This is a genomic window from Lawsonibacter sp. JLR.KK007, from assembly GCF_036941135.1.
Taxonomy (GTDB): Bacteria; Bacillota; Clostridia; order Oscillospirales; family Oscillospiraceae; genus Lawsonibacter.
On the sequence record NZ_JAYWSY010000002.1, the window covers coordinates 753911 to 778686 of the forward strand.

Below are 24776 nucleotides of genomic sequence, written 5' to 3' on the forward strand. Positions count from 1 at the left end.
CGTCCTTTCCTATTAGTAGCCGCCCATCAGGCCGGCCAGGGTGGAGCTCTGAGAATTCATCTGCTGAATCAGGACCTCCAACCGGCTGAACTGCTGGGTGTAGCGGTCCACCTGATCCGACAGCTTATCCTGCCACTTCTCGATCTGAGTATTGATGTTGTCAAGCTGGCTCTGCCAGGTGTTGTTCATCAGCGACAGGGAGCTCAGCGGACTGCCGGCCTGCTGGATCAGGATGCCCTTGGGTTCGCCGGTGGTCTTGGCATAGGCGTCCAGCTGGACCTTCAGGTTCTGCATCACGCCGCCGCCGTTCTCGCCGCCCACCCGGGTGAACACATCGGCCACGAGATCGGGATCGCTGTCCAGCATGGCGCGCAGCTTATCCTCGTCCAGGGTGACGGCCTCGCTGCCGTCGCTGATGGTATAGCTGGTGGTGATGCCCATGGCGCGGAGGTAGGCGCCGTCCTCTCCGTTGGGGGAAAAGATATTGCGCATCTTCTCATACATCGTGGACAGGGTCCGGTCACCGAAGAGGATGCCCTGCCGGGCCTTCTCCTCATAGCGTTCGATGGCGCTCTCGGTCATGCCGGCCTTTTCATCATCGGTCAGAGGCTCGTAGTTGGCAAATTTGCCGTTGGAGTTCTTATAGGGCATGGTGGAGTAGGCCGCCTTGACCTCCGCCATCATGACATTATAGTCCTCGATCATGGACTTGATGGCGTCAATGATCTTGTCGGAGTCTGTACTGCTCTTGAAGGTGACGGCGTTGGAGGCCTTATACACCGGCTTGCCGTCCAGACCCAGCACCGGATCGCCGTTGGCGTCCACCTCAGCGCTGTCGAAGGTATCCTGCATGTTGATGGTAAGCCCATCGATGACGATGCTATTGGAGCCGCGAGTCATCTCGATCTGCTCGCCGTTGACCGTAACGGTAAACTTGGCGTCCAGGCCCTTGGTATAGCCCAGCTGTTCGCCCAGCTTGTTGACGATCGTCTCTGCAAGGTTATTCTCCTTGTCATTATAGCTCACGGTCAGCTCCCTGCCGTTCTTGTCTGTGACGATCAAGGAGCCGTCCTTCCCGGAGAAGGCGGCCTTGCTTCCATCTCCCAGGATATTCTCAATGTTGCTCAGAATATGCTCCAGCTTGCTGTCTTCCTCCAGGCCGAAGGTGAACTCCACCTGCTTGCCGCCGACATTGACGGAGAAGATGTTGCCCGCCAGATTCTGGTCTGTGCCCATGCCCAGCAGCGCCTTTGTGCTGCCGCTCAGGTCGATCGCGCTGTTTTTGCTGCGCTCCACGCTGGCCGCGACCGCACTCAGCAGGCTCTCACCGACGCCCTCGCCGGAAGAAGCCGCCAGATCCTCGCCGGTGGCGTTGTCCCGGAGCACAAAGGTCCCCAGGGTTTTATCAAACCGCGCTGTATAATCAAAATTAGCGACGCCGACGTCAGCTTGAATCTCACCAATCAGGTCGTTCAGCTTCTGGACCACATCACTGACGCTGTCCTCCGCTTCGATTCGGAGGGGCAGGTGCATGTTATCGCCAAAGTGAATGGTTGCGTTGTCTCCGGACTCTCCGTAATCGGCGCCCGTCCCCAGGAGGTTGCCCACCTTCTCGTTCGTGCTGAACTGATAGCTGTCCGCCTGCCCGAACATGACTTGGGCCAGGCCGAATCCCATGGTGATATCGCCGTCGGAGCCGGTCTCGGAGGCACTGAACAGGAAGTTGTTGGTAGTCTGGGAGTAGCTGACCTTGACACCGGCCCCCTTGTTGGAGTTGATGTCGCTGATGACCTCCGACAGCGTGCTGTCCTTGGTATAGGTGCCGATGATCGTATTGTTGAGAACGAACCGGTACTGTTTGTTGCCCTTTTCGTCCAGCGCGAAACTGCCGTCGCTGTACCGGAGGGCATAGGAGTCGTCCAGATCCACCAGATCGCCCAGGGTCTTGCTGGTGTTCAGATAGCTGGTGGCAATCCGGCCGATGCCCAGGGTCTCGCCCACCTCGGTGTTGATCAGCAGGTTGGAACCCTCCTGCGGGATGATGCTCAGCTGGAGGGTGCCGTCCGTGGCCAGATTTTCCGCCTTCACCTTGCCCTTGTAGACCTTGTACAGGGTGTCGTTCAGCACCTTGGTGTAGTTTTCCGCGTTATACTCAATCGCCTTGTTCTCCTCGGTGTCCCAGATCATGCTCTTGCCATTCCGGGTGACGATCTCAGGCAGCGTGACCTGCTTGGCGGTGCCGCCGTCCAGACTCATGTTCAAGGTCTTCTCCGACAGATAGGAGGCGTTATCCTCCTGCCGGGTGGTGGAGAAGTCGTAGGTCAGCCCGATGGTCGAGGGTTTATCCTCCGAGGCGTTCTTCAGCGCGTCCTCGATGCCCAGCGTCTTGGCCACGTTGCCGGTGGCCTTGGACATGTAAACGGCGTTGCCCGCGCTGGTCTTGTCCTTAAAGGTGATGTTCATGCCGTCCACCCGCACCTCGATGCGGTCCTTGGCGTCGGCGGCGGAGCCGCCGCTGAAGGTGATGGTCTGGCCCTCCAGCTTCTGGTTGATCAGCTCCGCCAGAGCCTGGCTCTCGGACATGCTCTGGCCATGCTGATTGGAATATTTCTCCTTGATCGCCTCAAGGGCCTCCTTGTCGGTCACCTCATTAAAGTTCAGGGTGATGTTGTTGCTGCCGTAGGTCAGGGTCAGGCTGCCGTTGAGGCTGGACAGGGTGGTCTTGCCATTCAGGTCAAAGCCCTTGCTGGCCTGAACGCTTTTTCCGTCGCCGGCCTTCAGGTTGCCGCTGGTACGGTACTGGGTGGAGGTGGCCAGCTGGTGCACCGCGTTGAGGGCGACATTACTGCTGGTCTTGCCGCTGGCCGTCACCTTGTTGGCGTACAATCCCTGGGCGGCTACCTTCACCGCGTTGTTGAAAAAGCTGGCCGACAGCAGGTTGGTGGGGGAAGCATAGGAGGTGTACTTGTTGCTGAAGCCTACCATCTTGCTGATGATGCTCCGGTAGTCCTCCTGCTTCCACTCGATTTTCGTCACCTTTTGGTTCAGCTGGTTAATCTTCGTCTGGTAGCTCTGCACCAGGCTTTCGATCATACCCTCTGTATCCAGGCCGCTGGCCAGGCCGCTGACAACATTCGCGCTGTTGTACAGGCTGCTTGTCATATTGCTGCTGCTTGCTCCGCTGATAGAGGCCATAAGAATCGCTCCTTCCGTCTTGTCTCTGTGTTCCAACGGTTTTTTATGAAAATTGAACGCAAAAATACTCTGTACTTTTTTATCGGCATGTAGTATGATTAAGATAATAGCTCTCGGAGAAAGATTTTACTGGAGGAGATCGCTTGTCCGCTATCATCACTATTACCAACCAGAAGGGCGGCGTGGGCAAGACCACCACATCCAGCGCCCTGATGGACGGCCTGCAAAGCAGGGGCGCCCGGGTGCTGGGCGTCGACCTGGACCCCCAGGGCAGCCTGGGCTTCTGTCTGGGACTGGACATTGAAAACTGCGCCACCGTCTACGATGTGCTGAAGGGCACCGCCGGCATCCATGATGTCATCATGAAGTCTGACTGCGGGGATATCCTGCCCTCCAACATCCTGCTGTCCGCCGCAGAGCTGGAGTTCAACCGGCCCGGCCGGGAGTTTCTGCTGAAAAACGCCCTGGCTGAGGTGGAGGAGGAGTACGACTATATCATCATCGACACCCCTCCCGCCCTCAACGTACTCACGGTCAACGCCTATGTGGCCGCCGACGGCCTGGTCATCCCCATGGCCCCGGAGATCCTCAGCCTGCTGGGCGTCTCCCAGATCCGGGAGACCATCGACACCGTCCGCCGGTGCTACAACTCCCGCCTGCGGGTGCTGGGCATCGTGCTGAACAAGTTCAACCAGCGCTTCACCCTCAACCGGGAGGTGCTGGACATGGCGGAGCAGATCGCCAAGCAGCTGGATACCTCTGTATTCCAGTCCCGCATCCGCTCCGGCGTGGCGGTGGCGGAGGCTCCCGCTCACGGCGAGAGCGTGCTGTCCTACGCGCCCGACTCCAAGGTGGCTCGTGACTTCCGCCTGCTCATCAATGAGATCGCCCGGATGTACGACCCCACCTATCCTAACTCCTGATACTTCGGAAAGGAGACCATTTCATGGCCGCAAGCAAGAAAAACGCCAAGGGCAGCAAAACTGCCCATGTTCTTAACCTCCTCACCGCGCCCGGAGTCCCCAAGGAGGGCGCGCCCGCCGGTGAGGAGACTGCGGCGGAGGCCGCAGTGGAGCCGGCCGCTCCGGCCGCGCCCTCCCGCCCCCTCCTCCCTCCCATTCTGGAGGTAGCCCAGGCCAATGACGACAATCTGGCCCAGCAGATCCAGCGCGCTTTAGAGGAGGAGCTGGATGAAACTCCCGCCCCTGCGGCGGAACAGCCCACACAATCTGTAATTGAGGAGGTATCCCCAGTGGCGACGGAACTGCCCACCACCGAACAGACCCCCGCGGCCCCTGCGGCCTCGGGCGGCAAAATGAGCCAGGAGGAGATTGAAAAGCTTCTGGCCGCCGCCGGCGCTCCTGCCGCGGAACCCGCACCGGCTCCGGCACCGGCACCGGCTCCCGTGGCCCCGGGCGGCAAGATGAGTCAGGAGGAGATTGAGAAGCTTCTGAGCGCCGCTGCCGCGCCTGCTGCGGAACCCACACCGGCTCCGGCTCCTGCGGCCTCGGGCGGCAAGATGAGTCAGGAGGAGATTGAGAAGCTCCTGAGCGCCGCTGCCGCGCCTGCCGCAGAACCCGCACCGGCTCCGGCTCCTGCACCCGCTCCGGCTCCCGCGGCCTCGGGCGGCAAGATGAGCCAGGAGGAGATTGAGAAGCTCCTGAGCGCCGCTGCCGCGCCTGCTGCGGAACCCGCACCGGCTCCGGCTCCTGCACCCGCTCCGGCTCCCGCGGCCCCGGGCGGCAAGATGAGTCAGGAGGAGATCGAGAAGCTTCTGAGCGCCGCTGCCGCGCCTGCCGCAGAACCCGCACCGGCTCCGGCTCCTGCACCCGCTCCGGCTCCCGCGGCCTCGGGCGGCAAGATGAGCCAGGAGGAGATTGAGAAGCTCCTGAGCGCCGCTGCCGCGCCCACTGAGACGCCCGCGCCTGCTCCGGCACCTGCGCCCGCTCCGCAGGCCGCTCCTGCAGCGGAAAAGCCCGCGCCCAAGCCCCAGGCTCCCAAGGAGGAGGAGATCTCCTACACAAACATCATGCAGGTCCTGGTGGAGGAAAAAGCGCCTAGATATATAAAAAAGTTCGGCATCTGCACCTGCAAACAGTGTGAGGCGGACGTCAAGGCTCTCACCCTCACCAACCTGGTGCCCAAATATGTGGTGTTGTCCAAGCTGGACCGCATCCCCATGCTCACCGTCTACGAGGGGCGGTTCAACTCCACCATCCTGGCCCAGCTGACCCGGGCCTGCAAGACCGTGATGGACCACCCCCACCACGACCGCAAGGACGAGACCTGAGCGCAGACAAAAAAGCCCGCCATATGGCGGGCTTTTTCTTCGTTATACAGCCTTTGCGCCGTTCAGCAGATGGTCCATCACATCCACCAAATGGCCGATCTCCGGCTTGCTCATCTGCTCGTCGGCGCCCAACTGGCGGCCCTTGATCCGCATCTCCTCGCTGATGAGGGAGGAGAAGATAATCAGCGGAACGGGCTGGAAGCGGGGGCTGCTCTTCACCAGCTTGGTCAGCCGGTGGCCATCCATCTGAGGCATCTCGATATCGGTGATAATCAGCGCCACCTGCTCAAACAGAGTTCGATCCTGGGGCAGCTCATTCAGTGCCTCCCACAGCTCACGTCCGTTGGGGAACATGCGCAGGTTGACATACCCCGCCTTATGCAGGCAGTCCTCAATCATCTTGGACAGGAGGATGGAGTCCTCCGCAATCCAGATGGGCTCATCGCTGCGGGAGCGGGGACCCATCTGGTCAATCTCGTCCATCTGGATGGTGGTCTCGGGCGCGATCTCCGCCACGATCCGTTCGAAGTCCAGGATAGTGACCAGGTCCTTGCCGCACTGAGCGATGCCGGTGGCCACCCCCTCAGAGCCGCCGGACACCGTCTTGTCCGGCTTGTGGATATCCGTCCAGGAGATGCGGTTGATCCCTACCACCGTATGCACCCGGAAGGCGATGTACATCTTGTTGAAGTTGGTGATGATAAACAGGTCCTTTTCGCCCTTCTGGCTCTCCGCTCCCAGGTAGGTGGGCAGGTCTACCACAGTGATGACAATGTCGCGGGGCTTAATAATCCCCTCCACGGCCGGGTGAGCATGCGGCATTGGCTTCACCTTGGTGGGCATGATGATCTCCCGCACTTTGGCCACGTTGATGCCGTACAGATTATTATCGATGGTGAACTCCATGATCTCGATCTCGTTGGTGCCGGATTCCAATAGGATACCGCTGTTATGTACCTCCGCCATTTCTGACACTCCTCACTCTATTTAGGATAGCGCCCTCCGGCGCGTCTTTGGTTAGAAAATAATGTCCTTCTGTCCGTAGGACCGGACGCAGGCCTGGCCGCTGGCCACATCAAAAAGCATGGTCCGGGCGATGGAGCCGCCGGTATGCTCTCCGATCAGGCGGATGTTCTCTCGCTTCAGGATGGTGTGAACACTTTCGATGTTGCGCTGGCCGATGTTGCCCAGACCGCTGCCGCCGGCAATCTCAAACATTTTGGCTCCGCCGGCGATCTTCACCGTCATCCGGGCCCGGGACGCGCCTTTGACCTCCAGCTGCCGAAGTGTCTCCTTGATGCCGGTATCGGCATATTTCAGCGTATGGGTCCGGCCGGCCTCCATATTCAGGGGCAGCATGATATGGAGCAGCGCCCCCAGCCGCAGTCTAGGATCGTGAAAGCATAGACCGATGCAGGAACCTAACGCATATGTCACCAGGATGCCCTCCCCCTGGAGCACCTTCATATCCGCAATCCCTACCGTCAGTTTTTGATCAGCCATCGCTAACGCCCAGCTTCCTCAATAAGAACTCAAGAGAGCGCAGGTCGGGGGACAGCAGCAGGTGGCTGGGGATCTCCTGCCCGTTGCAGACAAAATTCCCTCCGATGGTCATCAGATAGTCGGACATGCCGCCGTACTCGGCCATCGGTACCGCCAAAATTGCGCCCTGCATATCCACCGCGAAGGCGGGGACGGTCAGATTGATGTTGATCCCGGCCAGTCCGGACAGAGCCGTGACAAAGGCGGAAATCATAATGTTGCCGATCTCAATGAGCGCCGACTGCTCCAGTCCCGCCAATTCCTCATAACTGCCGATCCCCTGGCCCAGCATGGTCTCCAGAATGAAGTTGACCAGCTCCAGCTTCTGGACGGACAGCATGATGCCGCCTACATCGCCGCTCATCTTCACCAGCACGCCGGCGGTCACCGCCTCGGGCCCGCCAATCCACTCGATGGCCTCGTTATACCCCATGATGCGCACCTCCGGCATGGTGATGCGCACCTCCTTACCCAGCATCTGGGACAGTGCCGTGGCGGCGTTGCCGGTGCCGATACTGCCGATCTCCCGCAGCGTATCGATCTCCAGCGACGTCAACTGATCATAATTCTTTATCATACCCCAGCTTCCCTTCTTTCTAAGTTAGTTGGGCAAACCGTTGATGGTCTGCTCAATCTCATCGGTCGTCTGCACCATCCGCAGCGCATAGCTGTAAGCCCGCTGGGACTCGATCACCTTGACCATCTCCTGGGCCAGGTCTACGTTGGACCGCTCCAGATAGCCTCGGATCACCGTTCCGGTGCCCAGGTACAGGTCGCCGTTTTTGTCAACGGGATTGAACCGGCCGCTGTCCGCGTGCTGCATGCCATCGTAGATGCGATAGTCAAACACGCCGATGTTCAGGTCGGCCTCCCGGTTCAGAGGGTCGATGACAATGAAATTGCCCGCCGGGTCCAGGACGAAGCGGCCCTCGTTGTCAGACAGGCGCCACTCTATCGTGTTTTGAGGCTCGATCTCCTCTCCGGTGTCAGGATCAATCTCCGGTTCGGCATCCTCTGCGGGAGGGATCTCAAACCGGGCCATCATAAATGCCCCATCCCGGGTGAAGGAGATCTCGCCGTTGGAGGGATCGTAGAGGGCGAAAAAGCCGTCTCCCTTGATGGCGAAGTCGAAGGTGAAGCCCGTTTCGGTGTAGCCGCCGGTCTCATAGTCCACGCTGGCCTTGACCATTTTGGTGCCGGTGCCCTTGGGCAGCTGCTCATCGTCGATGCCCGTCACGTTGCCGTACATCAGATGGTGGAAGGTCGCCCGCTCCGCCTTGTAGCCGTAGTTGTTCACGTTCGCGATGTTATTGGCTTGGACATTCATGCGCTGATTCTGCATATACGCGCCCACAGCGCCGGTGTAAAAGGACATATTCATAGCTCACTCACGCCTTTCTTCCCTGGGAGGAGGATGATTATTGCATCCGGCCAATGTCACCGACCACCCGGGTAATCACTTCGTCATAGATCTTGCTCATCTGCGCGGCGCTCTGGAGCGCCCGCTGGGTGGACATCATATTGACCATTTCCTTCACCATGTCCACATTGGACCGCTCTACATACTTCTGAAGGATGGTCGCATTCTCGTTGAGCTGTGCGCCGTCGCCGGTAAAAAGGCCGTAGGGAGTGCGCTCCAGCTCGCCGTTGTCGTCAAACATATACACGCCCAAGGTGCCCAGATACTCGCCGTCCTCGGTGGCAAGATTCCCCAGCTTATCCACGTTCAGCTTGTCGGTGGGCAACTGGATGGGCTCCCCCTCGTTGTCCAGTACATAGCCCAGCTCGGACAGGCACAGGTAGCCCTCGTTGTCCAGCGTGAAGCTGCCCGCTCTGGTGTAGGCCACCCCGTCCATCGTCTGGATGGCGAAAAAGCCCTCGCCCAGGATGCAGAAGTCCAGCGGAAGGTTGGTCTCCTCCGGGGCGCCCTGGGTATAATCGGTGTACAGCTGATCCGGCGCCAGAATATAGGCCTGATAGGTGGGCAGCTCCTCGTAGTGGGACTTATCCAGATTGCCCACCCGCACCGCCATCACCTCGTCAAAGGTGCGGTCGGTATAATGCTCGGCCTTAAAGCCGGCGGTGGATATGTTGGTCATGTTGTTGGCCACAACGTCCAGCCGCCGCCCCTGGGACAGCATCCCGGAGGTCAGGTTGTAAAAGCCCTTTATCATTGCGCAAAACTCCTCTCGTCCAAGCGGGTCACTTGCCGCCGGTCATGTACTGGTTCATATATAGCTTCAGCTTCTGGATGGCCCGGGAGTGGAGCTGGGAGATACGGGGCTCGCTGACCTCCATCACCTGGGCGATCTCCTTCATGCTGAGGTTTTTGTGGTAGTAGAGGGAAATGACAGTCTGTTCATTTTCCCGCAGGGACTCGATGGCCTTGGTCAGCGTCTCCAGCAGCTCCTGCCGGAGCATGGAGTCCTCGGGCCGGCTGTCCGAGCCGCCGTCGGGCACGTCCGCGCCGCCGTTCTGCTCCCGGTCCTCAAACAGGGCGTCCAGGGAGAGCACGTTGCACATAGAGGAGTTGGCCAGGTCCTCCTGGTACTGGTCCGGAGTCACTCCCAGGCGCTGGGCCATCTCCTGGTCGGTGGGATACCGGCCCAGCTCGGAGAACAGCTCGCTGCTGGCCTGGTCGATGTCCCGGGCCTTCCGCCGCACACTGCGCGGCACCCAGTCCTGCCGCCTGGCCAGATCGATCACCGCCCCCCGGATGCGCTTGGAGACATAGGTCTCAAACTTGATGCCCTTGTCCGGGTCGAACTTATCCACCGCTCCAGCCAGAGTGATCAGGCCCTCATTCACGATGTCGTCCACCTGGGCGAAGCTGCTGTATACCCCCCGAACCTGGAGGGCGATGGTCTTCACCAGCCCCATGTAGCGCATCACCAGAGCCCACTTCAGCTCCTCGCTGCCGGTGCGCTTATAGGTCTGGAACAGCTCCTCGGTGGTGAGCGCGTCCAGCTCCTCCTGGCTCCAGGTCAGCTTCTCCGGCCCGGAGACCGCCGCTCCCCCGCTCATACCGCGGCCGCCTTTCGCTCAGGCCGCACCTGCGCTTTGTCCAAGGTGATGTTGCCCAGAGACTGGATCTGCACGTCGCTGGTGATCTCGTTGAAGGAGAGGACGTAGACGCTGGGATAGAACTGGGACAGCATCCGGCTGAGGTAGATCCGGATGACCTGACTGGTGAGGACGATGGGGGTCTGGGAGAGGTCGTTGAATTTTTTCAGGTAGTCGCCCAGCTGGGTGACGATACCCTGCATCAGGTCCGGACCCATGGCCAGATAGATGCCCTGCTCGTTCTTGCTGAGGGAGCTGATGACCCGCTTCTCTACCTCGGCGTCCAGGGTGACCACCCGGAGCTGGCCGTGCTCACAGAAGCGGCGGGTGATTGTGCGGCTGAGCGCCACACGGATGTTCTCGCACACCATGTCAATATCCTTGGTGGTCATCAGGGAGTCCACCGCAGTCTCCAGGATGGTGGCCAGGTCCCGGATGGGGACCCCCTCCTTCAACAGATTGCGGAGGATGCGCTCCAGATTGGCGTAGGACAGCACATTGGGAATGGCCTCCTCCACCAGCTCGGGGGCGGTCTTTTTCAGGTTCTCCACCAGCTGGATCACTTCCGCCCGGCCCAGCAGCTCGTAGGCGTGACGGCGGACCACCTCGGACAGGTGGGTCTGCATCACGGACAGGGGGTCGATGACGGTGTAGCCGTAGATCTCCGCCATCTCCTTGTTTTCGGGGAGAATCCACCGGGAGGGGATGCCGTAGGCGGGCTCGATGGTCTCGATGCCGTCAATCTCGCCAGCGGGGTTAACCGGCTCCAAAGCCAGGTAGTAATCCACCAGAATCTCGCCTCGGGCCACCTCCTCGCCCTTGATCTTGACCACATACTGATTGGTGCCCAGCGCGGAGGAGTCGTGCAGGCGGATGGAGGGGATGACGAAACCCATATCCTGGGCATACTGGCGGCGGAAGATCACGATGCGGCTGATCAGCTTGCCGCCGCTGCTCTCGTCCACCAGAGAGATCAGGCTGTAGCCGAATTCCATTTCAATGGGGTCCACATTGAGCAGCCCGTATACGTTGTTGATATCCTTGTAGTAGTCGGTCTCGCTGGGAGCGGCCGTCATATCCGCCTCCGCCGGCTCGTCTGTCTGGACCAGCTCAGCGGCCTCCTTCCGCTCGATGCGTCCGCTCATCAGGTAGCCCAGCACAGCCAGGCCCACGCCCACGATGAGCAGAGGGACGGTGGGGGTACCCGGAATGATGCCCAGGATGATCAGCACTGCGCCGGCGGTAAGGATAGCTCTGGGCTGACGGGCAAACTGGTTGATGACGTCCGTGTTCAAGCTGCCGTCAGACACCGAACGGGTGACGATCATGCCGGTGGCAGTGGAGATCATCAGGGCGGGCAGCTGAGACACCAGGCCGTCGCCGATGGTGGCGATGGAGTAGGTCTGGGCCACCGTGCCCAGGTCCCCAATGCCGTTGAGGGAGCCAATAATGATGCCGCCAATCAGGTTGACTGCCGTGATGATCAGCGACATGATGGCGTCGCCCTTGACGATCTTGGTCGCGCCGTCCATGGCGCCGTAGAAGTCCGCCTCCCGCTGGATCTTGCTCCGGCGCTCCCGGGCCTGCTGCTCGTCGATCAGGCCGGAGGACAGGTCGGCGTCGATGGCCATCTGCTTGCCGGGCATGGCGTCCAGAGTGAAGCGGGCAGCCACCTCGGCCACGCGCTCCGCGCCCTTGGTGATGACGATAAACTGCACCAGCACGATAATAAAGAAGATAATGACGCCCAGCACGATATTGCCCTGGGTGATCATCTCACCAAAGGTCTGGATCACCTGTGTGCCGGGGGAGGAGGTGCTGCCGTCAAAGCCCAGGATGGACCGGGTAGTGGACACATTCAGGCCCAGCCGGAACAGAGTGGTAATTAGCAGCAGGGAGGGGAAAATAGAGAACTCCAGCGCCTCGGAGATGGTCATGGTGACCATCAGAATCACGATGGACAGGGAAATATTGGTAATGATCAGAATGTCCAGCAACGCCGGAGGAAGGGGGACGATCAGGAAGAGGACAATGACCACCACGAGAAGTGCTATGCTGTTTTGAAAAATCCGCCGCATGGTGTCATCCTTTCCTTTTTATTGTTCCTTTTTATGTAAAACCCAAAAATTCGGGCCTGATTTGCAATGTTAGGGAAGCTTTTTATCCAGCTTCATGACATAGACCAGCACCTCGGCCACCGCACCGTAGAGTTCGGGAGGGATCTCCCGGTCGATGTCCACAGAGGCGTACAGCGTTCGGGCCAGAGGGACGTTCTCCACCACGTGGACACCGTTCTCCTCGGCCACCTTGACAATGCGCAGAGCCAGTTCATCCATTCCCTTAGCCAGCACCTTGGGGGCGTTGTCCTCCTCCTCGTGGTAGCGCAGGGCTACGGCAAAGTGGGTGGGGTTTCGGATGACCACGTCGGCTCCAGGCACCTGCTGCATCATGCGCTGCTGGGCCCTCTGCCGCTGGATCTGCTTGATCTTGCCCTTGACCTGGGGATCGCCTTCGGTCTGTTTATACTCCTCTTTGATCTCCTGTTTGGACATTTTCAGCTGCCGCTCGTAGTCCCACCACTGGTACAGGTAATCAAAGAAGGCCAGCGCGGCAAAGGCCACCGCAATCTGGATCACCAGCGTCATAATGTCCTGAAACAGGATGGAACAGGACTGACTCAGGCTCATATCCAAAAAGCGGCTGAAGCTCAGGGCCACACGACTGAAATAGTTGTAGATGAGTATCAGCAGAATCGAGATCTTTAAAATGCCCTTCAGCGCTTCGATCACGCTGCGCAGGGAAAACAGCCGTTTTAAGCCCTGCAGGGGGTTGAGGCGGCTGAATTTTGGCTTGATCGACTCCCCTGCCACCAGCATTTTGGTTTGGAAGAAGGTGACGCCTATGGCCAGGATCGCGGTGACCGCCAAAAACGGCCCGGCGATCACCACAAAGGTCACAATCACCGTTTTGAGCAGGTCATTCAGGATATTGGCCGGGATCACCGAGCTGCCGGACGCCATGTAGGAAAAGCAGAGGTTCAGCAACGCGTGCATCCGGGATACGAAAACACCGCCCATGGTTTGGATCATAAACAGGCTGCCCACCAGGGTCGCCACGGCGACGGCATCCTTGCTCATCAGGACGTTGCCTTTTTTTCGTTCGTCCCGCCGTCGTTTTGGCGTTGCCTTTTCGGTCTTGGAGTCGCCGGCCATGGAATGATCCCCCCTTTGTCAGCCGTTTTCCCGTTTGTTCAGCCCGACATCAGGGGCAGCACACGCTGGACCGCCAGCAGCATTTCCACCTCTGCGTCCAGCAGGAACCCGCTGATGGGGACCAGCAGGATCAGCAGCATCACCAGACCAATGATGACCTTCAGCTCAATATTGATGGCAAACACATTGATCTGGGGAATGGCCTTCATCAGAATGCCCATACCCACCTGACCCATCAGCTCCGCAGCCAGGATCGGCATGGCCAGCTTGACGCCCAGGATGGTGCAGTCCAAAAAGATCTGGATCATCCCTGCGTAGAAGGTCTCCCCCAGCGCCACAGCGCCAAAGGGAACCACCAGGCCGGAGCTGGCAAAGATGCGGATCAGAGTATGGTGGCCATTGGCCGCAAAAAACAGCAGGGACATCAGGAGATTGAAAAATGTAGAGGTGACCGTCACCTGGATGCCCGAGGCTGGATCGTAGGTGGACGCCATAGACAGGCCCATCTGCATATCGATAACGGAACCCGCCATGATGGGGATATAGAAGAAAATATTGACCACCAGGCCCAGCACATAGCCCAAAAACAGCTCCATCAGAAAGGTCAGGGCCAGGCCCAGCACCGTGGCCGGCATCTCCGGTCCAGAGGGCGTGATCGCGTAGACGCTGATAGACAACAGCAGGGCGAGTCCCCCCTTGACCAGACCGGGGACGCCCCGCCGCCCTAACAGGGGATTGAATACGATCATGCCGGTCATCCGGCCGGTGATCATCAGAAAGAGGGTGAGCGCATTCCAGTCCACGAAAGTCCTCCTCTCCCCTAGCGGGTGGCCATCAGGGTGAAGATACTCTTCGCGTAGTCCAGAAGGGTCTCCATCATCCAGCCCCCTCCAACCAGGAGGACCAGGATAACCACCGTCAGCTTAAAGATAAAGCCCAAAGTCTGTTCATGGATCTGGGTAACTGCCTGGAAGATGGCGATCAATACGCCCACCATCATACTCAGGATCAGCATGGGCCCGCCCAGCTTGATGGCGACCCATATTCCCTCCCGCAGGACTTGTGTGATCATGCTTGTATCCATGTTTCCTCCTTACCCAATGGTGAAGCCTGCCACCAGGGTGGAGAACAGCAATTGCCATCCGTCCAGCAAAATAAACAGCAGCAGCTTAAACGGCGTAGAGATCATGGATGGCGGCAGCATGACCATGCCCATGGACATCAGAGTGGAGGCCACGATCATGTCAATCAGCACAAAGGGGATATACAGCAGAAAGCCGATGATAAACGCCCGCTTCAGCTCGCTGGTGACAAAGGCCGGTATGACCACCGTCAGCGGAAGCTGGGGGACCTCCTCCTTCGTCTCCGGGGCGTCCAAGCCGGACATGGTGCAGTACAGCCCCACATTGTCCAGCTCCGTCCAACTGGCCATGAACCGCTTCAGCGGCACCTGAGCCCGTTCGAAGAACTCCATTTGGGTGATCTCTTCCTCCTGATAGGGGACAAATGCCTCCTCGTTGATGGCCGCCAGGGTCGGACTCATAGTGAACAGGGTCAGGATCAGAGCCATGCCCACCAGCACCATGTTCGGCGGGGTCTGCTGGGTACCCATGGCGCTGCGCAGAAAGGAGAAGACCACCACATACCGGGTGAAGGAGGTCATCATGATGATAAGCGAGGGCAGGAGCATCAGAACAGTGGTCAGAAACAGGATCTCCAGCGACTGCACACTGTCACCATTCACATTTACATTCAGCAGCGCGTCGGTCAGCATCCTTCCTCACCTCGATCCATTCACCGGCACTTCGGGTTATTTTTTCTCTCTCAGCCGCTGCATCAGGGCGCGGAAATCTGGGGGACGTTTTGCCTCCGGTCCCTCAGGGGACGCGGGCGGGTCCCAGTTCTCTCCCTCCTCCTGGCTCAGCTCCGCCAGCAGGGTCAGCCCTGCGGGGGTGCTGCCCAGCAGCAGATACCGCTGTCCGGCCTTCACCACCAGCAGAGCCTGGTCCCGGCCAAGCATGACCCGGTCCAGGACCCGCAGGCGGCTGCCGCTCCGGATCAGCAGGCCGCTGCCGCCAAAATTCTGCCCGGCCCAGCGGGTAAAGAACCACGCTCCCGCCAGCACCAGCAGAATGACGGCCAGCAGACCTAAGACGGAGAGGATCTGGGACCAATATTCCATCAGGGCTCGCCTACAATGGAGGTAACGGTCTTCAGCACGCGCTCAGGCTTAAAGGGCTTCACAATAAAGTCCTTGGCGCCGGAGCGGATCGCGTCGATGACCATGGTCTCCTGGCCCATGGCGGAGCACATGACCACATTGGCGCCGGGATCAGCGGCACGGATCTCCTTCAGAGCCTCCAGGCCGTCCTTGTTGGGCATGGTGATGTCCATGAGTACCAGGTCGGGCTTGAGTTCATTGTACTTCTCCACCGCCATGGCGCCGTCCTCCGCCTCATAAATCTCGGTGTAGCCGGCTTTGCTCAGAGTGTCCTTGATGACCTTGCGCATAAAAGCAGCGTCGTCAACCGTAAGAATCTTAGCCATAGTGAACCATCCTTTTCAAAAAATAGTTTGTGTTTGATCGATCTATATGCAAAGGGCTCAGCCCTGGGTCAGCACATTGATATCCGGCTTCTGCAGAATCTCGGTGATGCGGATGCCAAAGTTATCGTCGATGACCACCACATCGCCCTTGGCTACACACTGTCCGTTAACCAGCAGATCAACCTGATCACCGGCCAGTTTGTCCAGCACCACCAGAGACCCCTTGGAGAAGGACAGGATATCCTGGATCTTCCGCCGGGTCCGGCCGATCTCCACCGCCACCTCCAGGGAGACGGAGAGGATCAGGTCCAGGTTGTCCTTCTGCTCCTGATTCAGCTGGGTCTCGGAACTCAGCTCCCGCATGCGGTTGGGCTGGGCGTTGATCACCTTGGGATCAGGCGGCGCAGCAGGCTGGGGCGGATACATGGGGTAGGGCGGATAAGGGTATGGATACTGGCCCTGCGCAGGCATCTGGCCGTAAGGGGGGTAACCGGGGTAGGCGGCGGGCATCTCGCCCGCCGGGGGCATGCCCGGAGGCGCTGCAGCAGGGGCCGCTGGAACTCCGGCGGGGGCCGGAGCGGCGGCGGGCGCTCCGGCTGCCATCATCCGCTCGATCTCCTCCTGGCTCATCGCCGCTCCTCCGCCGGCGGGGGCCGGAGCAGGGGCGGCGGCGGGCGCAGGTTCGGGGGCCGGCTCAGCCTCCGCATCCAGACCGAAGCCGGCGATCAGCTCCTTACCCAGCTCTACCGACATCACGTTCATGAATTCGCTGTCCAGTACGTCATCGATGGTCAGGTTGAAGCGCACCACCACCACCGGGCCGTGAGTGACGGGGAAGTGCTCCTCCTTCACCTTGTCCAGGTCGTCCAGCTCGAAGGACTCGGGGGTGGAGATGTTCACCATCCGGCCCAGCAAATCGGACAGAGCGGTGGCGGAGGACCCCATCATCTGGTTCATGACCTCACACACGGCGCTGATGGACAGCTCGTTGAGCTCAAATTCCTCGTCGGGTGTCTCGGTCATCAGCAGAATGTCGGTAATGGCCCGCACGTCGCTGCGCTTGAGCAGCATGATGTTGCTGCCCTCCAGACCGCAGACATACTTGATCTCCACGCCTACCGCCGGTTCGATCTTGCCAAGGGTAAAATCCTCCGCGTTGATCACGCTCACCCTGGGAGTTGTGATATCCACCCGGTGGTCCAGCATATTGGAGGCCGCAGTGGCAGAGGAGCCCAGGCTGATATTCATGATCTCCCCGATGGCGTCTATTTCCATCGGGCTAAAAATAGTATCTTCCATCCAGATTCGCTCCTTTTAGCCTACATTTTTATGTAGGTCTCTCCGATTTTCACGGCCACCTGCTTGTTGCTGGTGCCCATTTTCCCGTCAAACCACCTTCGCCCTCCAATATTCAGGAAGACCGGGGAGTCTTTGGATCGCTTGATATCTACCACATCGCCCACGTTCAGGTGATACAGGTCGCTGAGTAAGATCCGGGTCCGGGCCAGCTCGGCTACGATCTCCAGCTCGGAATCCCGCAGGGTATCGAAGATTTCCTCGGACTTATCCTCTCCGGTGGTGCGGCGGCTGGTGCTCTTGCTGATCTCGGAAAAAACATTGGTCAGCATTTCGCCGGGCAGGCACAGGCTCATCCGGCCAGTGCAGTTGGGAAATTTGATGTTCAGGCCCACGATCACCACTGTCTCGTCGTAGCCAATCAGCTGGACCAGGGTGGGATTCACCTCAGTGCGGATGTAGGAGAAGTTCAGGGAAATATAGTTCTCCCAGCTGCCCCCCAGAATGGGGATCAGATCGGCAATCAGGCTGTCGTACATGTTCAGCTCCAGATCGGTCATGTTGTAGTCGCTGGGGACCGTGGGGTCCGGATCTCCCTCGCCGCCCATCATCCGGTCCAGCATGGACAGTACCACCGGCGTGTCCATATGGACCAGAATGGGGTCGTCCCCCTGCAGCTGCTCCCGGTCGATCTCTGCCAAGGCCACCACGTCGCTCTCCGTCAAGGCGTTGGAAAACTCATAGTACCGCTGCTCCTCCACGCTGTCCACATCGATCTCGCAGGTGGCGTGAAGCAGGGCGTTGACCCTGGAGTTGATGACCCGGGCGTAGCTCTCAAAGATGCTGTTGAGCATCTTCAGCCTGTCCTTGGTGAACTTGCGGGGGCTGTAAAAGTCATATTTCCGATATTTTTGTTCTGCAGATTTTTCCGCCGGCTTGTCTACGTCCAGTTCTCCGCTTCTGGCCGCGTTCAGCAGGGCGTCAATCTGACTTTGTGATAAGACTTCAGCCATAACGTTCCCTCATTTATGATACTTCCTCGATCCAGCTTCAGTTTCCGTTGGTATTGTAACTCATAACGGCGTTGCCATCCGCGGCGAAATTGGTGCTGTCCTCGTTGGCCTCGTCGTACATGGTGTAATACTGACGGTAGCTGTCGGTCAGTTCGTTCTCCAGATCGCGGCCGCTGATAATCAGCTCCACGCGGCGGTTTTTTGCCCGGTTCTCACCGGTATCGTTGGGCGCCACGTTGCGCCACTGACCCAAGCCCATGGCGATGATCCGTCCGGGATGGAGCGACTCATAGCTGATGTTCTCCTGAAGGTAGATGGCCACCTCAGCGGCCCGGTCACAGGCAAGATGCCGGTCACTGCTGACCTTGTTGGGCTTGTCGGCGTACTGCTGGGCGGTGTGGCCCAGGACCCGCAGCTCGTCGATATAGGGGCCCGCCTCGATCAGAGCGGGGATGAGCACATCCAGCACATCCTTGCCGTCCCGACGCAGAAAGGAGCTGTTGCCGTCGAAGAAGACGGCGTCGTCAAAGGAGATGAAGACGAAATCGTCCCCCTTGCTGACGGAAATGCTGTCAGCGGCAGCAGCTGCGCTCTGCTGGTATTCCACCAGGAAGTCGTACAGCTCATTCAAGGCCACGTCCACCTCGTTGTTGTCGTCGGGAATGGGCATATCGTCGCCATGCATGCCAGTATTCTCGCCAACGGGACCTTCGGGGATGTCCAGCTCTTCGACAGCGTCCCGGTTGAAGCTCTGGATGAAGACCATCCACTTGTCCTGGTCGATGGTGGAGATGGAGTACAGCAGGACGAAGAAACACAGCAGCAGGGTGACCATGTCGCCGTAGGTGTCCATCCAGTTGGCGCCGCCGCCTCCGCCTCCGCCTTTTTTCTTGATACTTGCCATGGTTTCACCTCAGTTCATAGACGCGGGGGCCTTATTCGCCCTTGCCGCCCTTTTTGCCGCCCTCGCCGCGCTGCTTCTGACCCATGAAGGTGAGCAGCTTCTCCCGCAGGAACTTGGGGTTGGCGCCGGCCTGAATGGACATGATGCCCTCCACGATGATCAGCTTGCAGAGGGTCTCCTCCTCGTCCCGGCGGCGCAGCTGGGTGGCGATGGGGCCGAAGATCATGTGGGCCAGCACGCAGCCGTACAGAGTGGTAACCAGAGCGGTTGCCATGGCGGGGCCCAGGTCGCCGCCGCCGCTCTCCACGTCCATGGCCTTCAGCATGTTGATCAGACCGACCAGCGTACCCACCATGCCGAAGGCGGGGGCCACGGCGGAGGCCTTGTCATACATGCCTGCGCCGTCCTCGTGGCGGGCCACCGACTGCTCGATGTCGTTCATCATGATCTCCTTGGCCTGGTCGGCGTCGTTGTTGTCCACGATGAGCATGATGCACTGCTTGAAGAAGGGGTCCTGCTCCTGGTTGCCCATTTCCTCCAGGGCCAGCAGGCCGTTTTTACGGGCCACCTGGGCCAGCTCCACCAGCTTGTCGATGATGGCCATGGGGTCATAACGCTTGGCGTTCATGATGACCGCGAAGTGCTTAGGGACGGCGGTCAGGGAGCTGATGGGAAAGCTGGCGACCAGCACGGCAAAGGTACAGCCGATTACGATGAAGATACTGGCCGGGTCAACGAAGTTGAACAGCTGGCTGACGGTGAGAAATCCACCCGTGCCGCCCTGCATCATACCGATAATCATGACCGCGAAGGCAACTACTGTACCGATGATATATGTAATATTCACAGGTCCACACTCCTCTCCCCACTGGGGATGTCTTTTTTCTGTTTCGGGGCGCATTTGAAAGGCGTCGGGTCCAGCTATGGGAAGACGGGCCCCTCCGCTTCAGGCTTGACGCCTGTCAAACATGCCCCGTGACCGGCGGCTCAGCGCCGGTCGACGATGTCCAGTTCCCGGCGCACGTCCTGTACCTTGGCAGTGTACTCCGCGATGCGCTTGATGATCTGCTCGGGGGACTCCCGGACAATGAAGTAGTCACGATTCATCATGACGATCTTCGATTCGGGAATCATCTCAATGCTCTCGATTTGGGTGTGGTTGACCAGGAACCGCTCTCCGTTGCGCTTCGTCAGTTGAATCATGACAAACCTTCCTTTCCTCTCGCAAACCTCTCATAAGCCTCCCTTCGCAAAGGGAGCGTGACCGCCGCCAGGGGCGGGGGGCGGCGGGTTTTCTCCGGAACCATCCTGTGCTTCGGGAGAAACCGCCTGCACGGCTCACGCCCGGAGCCCCCTTTGCCAAGGGGGCCTGGGCGGGCGCCTTAACGAAGCGGCTTCCATTACCGCTTCATGTTCACCAGCTCCTCCAGCATGGAGTCGGTGACGGTGATAATGCGGGTGTTGGCCTGATAGCCGCGCTGGGTGGTAATCATCTCGGCAAACTCGTTGGCCACGTCGGTGCTGGAAGCCTCCAGACCGCCGTTTTTGATGGAGTTGGTGGAATCAGACAGAATTGCATCTGCGGCAGTGGGAGCACTCGTAACGTTGCCGTTCGCGTCCGTTACCTCCTTCTGATTGCCCAGATACTTGGTGGGCAGGTCCACCAAGGCGGAGACGCGCAGGTTACCCGCGCCGCCCATAGCCTTGTAGTAGGAGCCGTCCATGTGGGTCACGCCGTCGGGGCTGTCGGCGCTGGCAATGGCCACATAGCCGATGACCACGGTCTTGCCGTTGGCGGCTGTACCGGTAATCGAGCCGTCCGTACCAATCTGCATGTTTTTCAGCTGGACAGGCATCTCATCGGAGATACGGTTCTCATTGGTGTTCTGAGCAACCGCAATCTGTGTTGAATTGATTGCGGTGGTCGTAGTACCGCCACCAGTGCCACCTCCAGTGCCACCTCCAGTACCGCCGCCAGCATTTCCAGTATTCGCCGGATTTGTAGCTTTATCCTTATAGGAGGGATACCGGTTTTCATTGTTTGCATCCAAATAGGGATAAACGGGGTCGCCCTCCTCCCAAAGGGCCTTTGTAGTTGTTACGCCATTTTCGGTCACTTGAACCAGACCGCCATTGCCATCTGTACCCCCAGTCGGCGCGGCGGCAGACAGGGGAACACGCAGAGGGACCAGCTCAGTACTGATGATGGTTGGCTGCTGAGCAAGTTCATACGCCGCTTTCTCTGCTGCAGAAGCATTTGCCGCAGGAGGGGTGGCATTGGGGTTGTAGTTGGGGTTCTGCACCCGGGCAAAGCCGTAGAGCACTTTGTTGTCACGGTTACAGATATAGCCGTTGGCGTCTACCCAGAAGTTGCCCACGCGTGTCAGCAGGGGCTGCGTCAAATCGCTGGCGCTCTGGATTCCGTGGCCAGTAATTGTGGGAGGAGTTGTAGTCTCGTCCCGCTCATACTCAATCTTGTCGCCCACCATGAAGAAGCCTTCGCCGGTGAGCATACAATCCAGGCCAACGCCGGTGGGGGCGTAGGTGGAGGGGGACATATTCAGGTCGATGGAGCCGACGGAGCAGCCGTAGCCGATCTGGGAGGGGTTGTTGCCGCCCATGGTCACGCCGCCGTTGGAGCCGGACTTGCTGGTGGTGTAGATAGACTCCTGGAAGGTCATCCGCTGGGCCTTGTATCCGGGGGTGTTCACGTTGGCCACGTTGTTGCCGATGACGTTCAGCTTGGTCATGTGGGACTTCAGGCCGCCGATGGCGGCATACATTGCACCTGTCATAGAGAATCAAACTTCCTTTCTATGGCGCTGCCGGCCCCCTGTCAGTCGGGCAGGGGACCAAAGCATCCAAAAAGGTCCTGCTTTCTGTTATTTCAGCAGTACAGCGCCGTCGATGTTGGTAAAGATATTTTCCTCCATCTCCTCCTGGGACATGGTGGTGATCACCCGTCCGTGGGGGACGTTGATGATGAAGGCCCGGGTGGCGTCGAAGGCCAGGATGTTGGTGGCTCCCTTGGCCTGTGCCCGCTCCACAGAGTCGGCCAGCTGGTCCATCAGGGCGTCGTCCACCTGGATACCCCGCTCTGCTGCCCGGTTTTGAGCGTGTTTGGAGAAGGAGATCGCGGGCTCCGCGGCTTTCAGTTCCTGCTGCAGCAGAGCGCCAAACTGTCCAGCCGTCCGGCGTGTGACCTGGCTGACCCGTTGGACGCGTTCTACCTGGGACACGCCCTGAATGGAATCGATGCGTTCTGCCATAATTCTTCCTCTTCTTTCTCGCGGACCTCATGCCCGCTTGATTCAGGCCGGATTCCCTTCCGCCTGCGTCAAACTCAGCCCTTCCCCTCGTCCTCTGCGTCAGGCACCTCTTCCTTGTCGGTGCTGTCTCCGGCGTCCGGATTGTCAGGGTCAGGGGCGTCGGGGTCTTCCGGCTTGGGCGGCAGCTTGCCTACGGCCATGATCTCGCTCAGGAAGTAGCCCTTGCCGTTGTCCAGGTAGATGACCTGCTGGCCGTTGTAGGTGCCGGTGCCCTGCACCACGCCCACAATCTCTATGGTCTCCTTGGTCGTCTCGTCGTACTGGCCCACGGTGACCGTCTTCCCCACCAGGGAGGCGGAGTAGCTCATGATGTTGGCCAGAGTCAGCTCCTGAATCTGGGTGCTCATCTCGGTCATGGCCTGCATGGAGCTCATCTGCACCAGCTGATTCATCATGTCGGTGGTGCTGGCCTGGTTGTCCATGGTCTGATACTGGAACTGCGCCACCATCAGGCCCAGCATATCGGTGAAGGACAGCGTGCCCTTGTCCTCATAGAGGGCCAGCTCCTTATCATAGTCCGCAGGGTTGGTGTAGATATCCCGGCCGCGGGTGCTGCCGGTGTTGTAGCGCGACATAATGTCAACGCCGGTTGGGACGATAGAATCTGCCATATTGTTTCACCTCATCTAAGTCATGTCGTCCAGCCCGAAAAGGCCCAAGCGAAGCCGCTGTACAAAGTCGCCGCTGTGCTCGCTCTCCTGCTGGCGCTGCTGCTGTTGCTGCTGCTGCTGATTGCGTCCGTCGGGATCGGCCTGCTGTTGCTGCTGCTGAGCCTGCTGGCTGTCGCCGCCGCGCTGGACCTCCACGTGGACCTCGTTGTTCTGGCCGTAGCCCTGGAGGGCCGCGTTCAGGCCGTCCATGTGCTGGCTGAGCAGGTTGGCCGCCTTCAGATTGGCCGCGTGAAGCACCACCTGCAGGCTGCCGTCCGACGCCTGAGTCAGCTTCACGGTCAGGCTGCCCAGGTTCTCGGGGCTGAGCTTGATCTCGATCTGCCGCAGGCCCTGCTGGTCCGCATAGCGGATCGCGTCGGCCAGGCTGGCGTCCATATCGGGCTGCTCCGTGTCCAGCTGGAAGTTCTCGCCCACCTTCACGGGGGCCGCCTCCACATCCTTGAACAGGGGCCTGTCAGCCGCCATCTGAGCGTCCAGATTGGCACTGTTGTCCTGGTCGTCGGTCTCCTTCATGGCTTCCCCTTGGGTGGTAACCGTCATATCCAGCCTTTTCACGTTGTTCAGGAACTCAGTTTTGGGCTGCTCCGGGAAGAGCTCAAGCTGCTTCCGCTCGCCGCTGGCCAGCACCTGGAACAGCTTGTGGTCGCCGTTCTCCTGGTCCAGGAAGACCTCAAACTGCTCGCCTTTGCTGTTGGTCAGCACAAAGGGCTTGCTCCAGTCGATCTCACCATTGGGCAGCGTGGGCGTGATGATAGCAGCAGGCTGGGCGTCTATCCGAAGCGCGAGGTTCCCGTTGGGCATCTCCACCGGGGTGATAAAACCGGCGGCGATCTGCGCCTGGGTGGCGGGGTCCAGCGCCTGGATGCGGGGATCCCGCATGTCGGTGATAACCTCGCTCTCTGTCTTCTGGGCGGGAGCCTTATCCTGAACGTTTTCGGTCTTTTGCGCTGTGCTGTCCTTCCGGGGGGCCTCCACCTGCTGGTCCTTGGCCTTGTTCATCAGGTCCTGGAAGCTCTCGCCCTTTTCCGGCTTGGACGCGTCGGTGTTCTGGCTGGTCTGGGGCAGAGAAGCGGCCATATTGGCGGCCATCTGCTGCATCCGTTCCAGCATCCACTGGTCGGTTACGTTCATTGTTGTTCACCTCCTTCAAATCGTGTATGGGTCGCTGGGATTGCTGGTGATGCTGAGATCGCGCTGCTCTGTGACGTCCAAACCTTCCTCTTGGAGCTTCTGCTCCTGGACCTCTTGAGCCTCCTGGGTGTTCTCTTCCACCTTGTCGGCCTGTTCAAAGCTGAACCGGTCGCCCAGGCAGGACAGCAGAACTTGAACGGAAAGTTTTGTTGTAGGGTCAACCCACTGTACAAGCTTGCTTCCGTCCTCCAGGACCTCCTCCGACTGAGCCGTAATGGCCTCGCCGGCCTTTGCCAGGGATTCCGTCAGGGTCCGTTCCGTTTTACCGGACGCCTTGTCTTCCTCCGAAGCGTTCATGGCGTCGATCATCGCCATCAAAGCGTCCTCTTCGGCCTCCTTGGCGTTTTGCTCGCGCTGGTCCCTGACCTTGAGCATGTAGTCCAAAAAGAGTTGTTTGGGGTTCCAGCCGGTCTGCTCCTCCAGCGTCTGCTGGGGGGCGGGCGCCTGCCCATACCTCGCGCTGATGTCACAGAAGGAAAGCGGCGTACTCATGGCTTCTCACCTCCTTCCTGAGTGACCTATA

Annotated in this window: 26 protein-coding genes; 2 read left to right on the top strand and 24 right to left on the bottom strand. The window is 59.4% G+C overall.

The genetic code is table 11. The features are described 5' to 3' along the window. Positions 1–12: 12 nt before the first annotated feature. The gene (fliD, locus tag VV088_RS13595; RefSeq protein WP_334601247.1) at positions 13–3195 is read right to left on the bottom strand and encodes a flagellar filament capping protein FliD; all 3183 of its coding nucleotides are present in this window, start codon (positions 3193–3195) and stop codon (positions 13–15) included. 143 nt (positions 3196–3338) lie between these two features. Here fliD and VV088_RS13600 point away from each other — a divergent pair, with 143 nt between their 5' ends. Further along, entirely contained in the window at positions 3339–4118 is a 780-nt protein-coding gene (locus VV088_RS13600; RefSeq protein WP_334601248.1) for a ParA family protein, read from the top strand. Between the two features lie 23 nt (positions 4119–4141). Next, positions 4142–5485, top strand: a complete 1344-nt coding sequence (locus tag VV088_RS13605) for a late competence development ComFB family protein (RefSeq protein WP_334601249.1) — start codon at positions 4142–4144, stop codon at positions 5483–5485. A gap of 42 nt (positions 5486–5527) precedes the next feature. On the opposite strand, the gene VV088_RS13610 is transcribed toward VV088_RS13605, so the two are convergent. The 23 genes from VV088_RS13610 to VV088_RS13720 form a co-directional block, all read right to left on the bottom strand. Beyond that, positions 5528–6451 (bottom strand): chemotaxis protein, encoded by a 924-nt coding sequence (locus VV088_RS13610; protein ID WP_334601250.1) that lies wholly within the window; start codon positions 6449–6451, stop codon positions 5528–5530. Positions 6452–6502: 51 nt separating this feature from the next. Then, positions 6503–6988: a chemotaxis protein CheD gene (locus VV088_RS13615; RefSeq protein WP_334601251.1), complete on the bottom strand. Its 486-nt coding sequence runs from the start codon at positions 6986–6988 to the stop codon at positions 6503–6505. Then, on the bottom strand, positions 6981–7604 hold the full coding sequence (locus VV088_RS13620; RefSeq protein ID WP_334601252.1) for a chemotaxis protein CheC: 624 nt from the start codon (positions 7602–7604) through the stop codon (positions 6981–6983). The genes VV088_RS13615 and VV088_RS13620 overlap by 8 nt, the downstream gene beginning before the upstream one ends. Positions 7605–7628: 24 nt before the next feature. Continuing rightward, entirely contained in the window at positions 7629–8408 is a 780-nt protein-coding gene (locus tag VV088_RS13625) for a flagellar hook-basal body protein (protein ID WP_334601253.1), read from the bottom strand. Between the two features lie 37 nt (positions 8409–8445). Then, complete coding sequence (locus tag VV088_RS13630) at positions 8446–9201, bottom strand: flagellar hook-basal body protein (RefSeq protein WP_334601254.1); 756 nt, start codon at positions 9199–9201, stop codon at positions 8446–8448. A 28-nt stretch (positions 9202–9229) separates the two neighbouring features. Then, a complete protein-coding gene (locus VV088_RS13635; protein ID WP_334601255.1) occupies positions 9230–10051 on the bottom strand; it encodes a sigma-70 family RNA polymerase sigma factor in 822 nt (273 codons plus the stop codon). Next, positions 10048–12168 carry a flagellar biosynthesis protein FlhA gene (gene flhA / locus VV088_RS13640; protein WP_334601256.1) on the bottom strand — a complete coding sequence of 707 codons (2121 nt, stop codon included), beginning with the start codon at positions 12166–12168 and terminating at the stop codon, positions 10048–10050. The genes VV088_RS13635 and flhA overlap by 4 nt, the downstream gene beginning before the upstream one ends. Positions 12169–12237: 69 nt before the next feature. Beyond that, positions 12238–13302, bottom strand: a complete 1065-nt coding sequence (gene flhB / locus VV088_RS13645) for a flagellar biosynthesis protein FlhB (protein WP_334601257.1) — start codon at positions 13300–13302, stop codon at positions 12238–12240. A gap of 38 nt (positions 13303–13340) precedes the next feature. Then, positions 13341–14105, bottom strand: a complete 765-nt coding sequence (locus tag VV088_RS13650; protein WP_334601258.1) for a flagellar biosynthetic protein FliR — start codon at positions 14103–14105, stop codon at positions 13341–13343. 17 nt (positions 14106–14122) lie between these two features. After that, positions 14123–14386 (bottom strand): flagellar biosynthesis protein FliQ, encoded by a 264-nt coding sequence (gene fliQ, locus VV088_RS13655; protein ID WP_334601259.1) that lies wholly within the window; start codon positions 14384–14386, stop codon positions 14123–14125. Between the two features lie 9 nt (positions 14387–14395). Continuing rightward, on the bottom strand, positions 14396–15076 hold the full coding sequence (gene fliP, locus VV088_RS13660) for a flagellar type III secretion system pore protein FliP (protein WP_334601260.1): 681 nt from the start codon (positions 15074–15076) through the stop codon (positions 14396–14398). Positions 15077–15112: 36 nt separating this feature from the next. Continuing rightward, a complete protein-coding gene (gene fliO, locus VV088_RS13665; RefSeq protein WP_334601261.1) occupies positions 15113–15484 on the bottom strand; it encodes a flagellar biosynthetic protein FliO in 372 nt (123 codons plus the stop codon). Beyond that, entirely contained in the window at positions 15484–15849 is a 366-nt protein-coding gene (locus VV088_RS13670; RefSeq protein ID WP_334601262.1) for a response regulator, read from the bottom strand. Before VV088_RS13670 ends, fliO begins: the two co-directional genes overlap by 1 nt. A gap of 57 nt (positions 15850–15906) precedes the next feature. Further along, positions 15907–17148: a flagellar motor switch phosphatase FliY gene (fliY, locus tag VV088_RS13675; RefSeq protein ID WP_334601263.1), complete on the bottom strand. Its 1242-nt coding sequence runs from the start codon at positions 17146–17148 to the stop codon at positions 15907–15909. A 20-nt stretch (positions 17149–17168) separates the two neighbouring features. Further along, positions 17169–18158, bottom strand: a complete 990-nt coding sequence (locus tag VV088_RS13680) for a flagellar motor switch protein FliM (protein WP_334601264.1) — start codon at positions 18156–18158, stop codon at positions 17169–17171. A 37-nt stretch (positions 18159–18195) separates the two neighbouring features. Beyond that, positions 18196–19062, bottom strand: coding sequence for an OmpA/MotB family protein (locus VV088_RS13685; RefSeq protein WP_334601265.1), 867 nt, complete (start codon positions 19060–19062; stop codon positions 18196–18198). A gap of 31 nt (positions 19063–19093) precedes the next feature. Continuing rightward, the gene (locus VV088_RS13690; protein WP_334601266.1) at positions 19094–19909 is read right to left on the bottom strand and encodes a motility protein A; all 816 of its coding nucleotides are present in this window, start codon (positions 19907–19909) and stop codon (positions 19094–19096) included. Positions 19910–20049: 140 nt separating this feature from the next. Beyond that, positions 20050–20265 (bottom strand): flagellar FlbD family protein, encoded by a 216-nt coding sequence (locus VV088_RS13695; protein WP_334601267.1) that lies wholly within the window; start codon positions 20263–20265, stop codon positions 20050–20052. Positions 20266–20462: 197 nt separating this feature from the next. Beyond that, positions 20463–21857 carry a flagellar hook-basal body complex protein gene (locus tag VV088_RS13700; RefSeq protein ID WP_334601268.1) on the bottom strand — a complete coding sequence of 465 codons (1395 nt, stop codon included), beginning with the start codon at positions 21855–21857 and terminating at the stop codon, positions 20463–20465. 87 nt (positions 21858–21944) lie between these two features. After that, entirely contained in the window at positions 21945–22331 is a 387-nt protein-coding gene (locus tag VV088_RS13705; RefSeq protein WP_334601269.1) for a TIGR02530 family flagellar biosynthesis protein, read from the bottom strand. A 74-nt stretch (positions 22332–22405) separates the two neighbouring features. Next, a complete protein-coding gene (locus tag VV088_RS13710) occupies positions 22406–23002 on the bottom strand; it encodes a flagellar hook capping FlgD N-terminal domain-containing protein (protein WP_334601270.1) in 597 nt (198 codons plus the stop codon). Between the two features lie 15 nt (positions 23003–23017). Next, on the bottom strand, positions 23018–24193 hold the full coding sequence (locus tag VV088_RS13715) for a flagellar hook-length control protein FliK (protein ID WP_334601271.1): 1176 nt from the start codon (positions 24191–24193) through the stop codon (positions 23018–23020). 15 nt (positions 24194–24208) lie between these two features. Further along, on the bottom strand, positions 24209–24745 hold the full coding sequence (locus tag VV088_RS13720) for a hypothetical protein (protein WP_334601272.1): 537 nt from the start codon (positions 24743–24745) through the stop codon (positions 24209–24211). Positions 24746–24776 lie beyond the last annotated feature (31 nt).

Excerpts from the sequence above, each read along its gene's own strand:
- flhB (WP_334601257.1), bottom strand. The coding sequence starts at position 13,302 with ATGGCCGGCGACTCCAAGACCGAAAAGGCAACGCCAAAACGACGGCGG.
- VV088_RS13695 (WP_334601267.1), bottom strand. The coding sequence starts at position 20,265 with ATGATTCAACTGACGAAGCGCAACGGAGAGCGGTTCCTGGTCAACCAC.
- VV088_RS13720 (WP_334601272.1), bottom strand. The coding sequence starts at position 24,745 with ATGAGTACGCCGCTTTCCTTCTGTGACATCAGCGCGAGGTATGGGCAG.
- fliQ (WP_334601259.1), bottom strand. The coding sequence starts at position 14,386 with ATGGATACAAGCATGATCACACAAGTCCTGCGGGAGGGAATATGGGTC.
- flhA (WP_334601256.1), bottom strand. The coding sequence starts at position 12,168 with ATGCGGCGGATTTTTCAAAACAGCATAGCACTTCTCGTGGTGGTCATT.
- fliP (WP_334601260.1), bottom strand. The coding sequence starts at position 15,076 with ATGCTGACCGACGCGCTGCTGAATGTAAATGTGAATGGTGACAGTGTG.
- VV088_RS13625 (WP_334601253.1), bottom strand. The coding sequence starts at position 8,408 with ATGAATATGTCCTTTTACACCGGCGCTGTGGGCGCGTATATGCAGAAT.
- VV088_RS13620 (WP_334601252.1), bottom strand. The coding sequence starts at position 7,604 with ATGATAAAGAATTATGATCAGTTGACGTCGCTGGAGATCGATACGCTG.
- VV088_RS13605 (WP_334601249.1), top strand. The coding sequence starts at position 4,142 with ATGGCCGCAAGCAAGAAAAACGCCAAGGGCAGCAAAACTGCCCATGTT.
- fliO (WP_334601261.1), bottom strand. The coding sequence starts at position 15,484 with ATGGAATATTGGTCCCAGATCCTCTCCGTCTTAGGTCTGCTGGCCGTC.
- VV088_RS13610 (WP_334601250.1), bottom strand. The coding sequence starts at position 6,451 with ATGGCGGAGGTACATAACAGCGGTATCCTATTGGAATCCGGCACCAAC.
- VV088_RS13670 (WP_334601262.1), bottom strand. The coding sequence starts at position 15,849 with ATGGCTAAGATTCTTACGGTTGACGACGCTGCTTTTATGCGCAAGGTC.
- VV088_RS13715 (WP_334601271.1), bottom strand. The coding sequence starts at position 24,193 with ATGAACGTAACCGACCAGTGGATGCTGGAACGGATGCAGCAGATGGCC.
- VV088_RS13685 (WP_334601265.1), bottom strand. The coding sequence starts at position 19,062 with ATGGCAAGTATCAAGAAAAAAGGCGGAGGCGGAGGCGGCGGCGCCAAC.
- fliY (WP_334601263.1), bottom strand. The coding sequence starts at position 17,148 with ATGGAAGATACTATTTTTAGCCCGATGGAAATAGACGCCATCGGGGAG.
- VV088_RS13680 (WP_334601264.1), bottom strand. The coding sequence starts at position 18,158 with ATGGCTGAAGTCTTATCACAAAGTCAGATTGACGCCCTGCTGAACGCG.
- VV088_RS13705 (WP_334601269.1), bottom strand. The coding sequence starts at position 22,331 with ATGGCAGAACGCATCGATTCCATTCAGGGCGTGTCCCAGGTAGAACGC.
- VV088_RS13630 (WP_334601254.1), bottom strand. The coding sequence starts at position 9,201 with ATGATAAAGGGCTTTTACAACCTGACCTCCGGGATGCTGTCCCAGGGG.
- fliD (WP_334601247.1), bottom strand. The coding sequence starts at position 3,195 with ATGGCCTCTATCAGCGGAGCAAGCAGCAGCAATATGACAAGCAGCCTG.
- VV088_RS13700 (WP_334601268.1), bottom strand. The coding sequence starts at position 21,857 with ATGACAGGTGCAATGTATGCCGCCATCGGCGGCCTGAAGTCCCACATG.
- VV088_RS13710 (WP_334601270.1), bottom strand. The coding sequence starts at position 23,002 with ATGGCAGATTCTATCGTCCCAACCGGCGTTGACATTATGTCGCGCTAC.
- VV088_RS13615 (WP_334601251.1), bottom strand. The coding sequence starts at position 6,988 with ATGGCTGATCAAAAACTGACGGTAGGGATTGCGGATATGAAGGTGCTC.
- VV088_RS13635 (WP_334601255.1), bottom strand. The coding sequence starts at position 10,051 with ATGAGCGGGGGAGCGGCGGTCTCCGGGCCGGAGAAGCTGACCTGGAGC.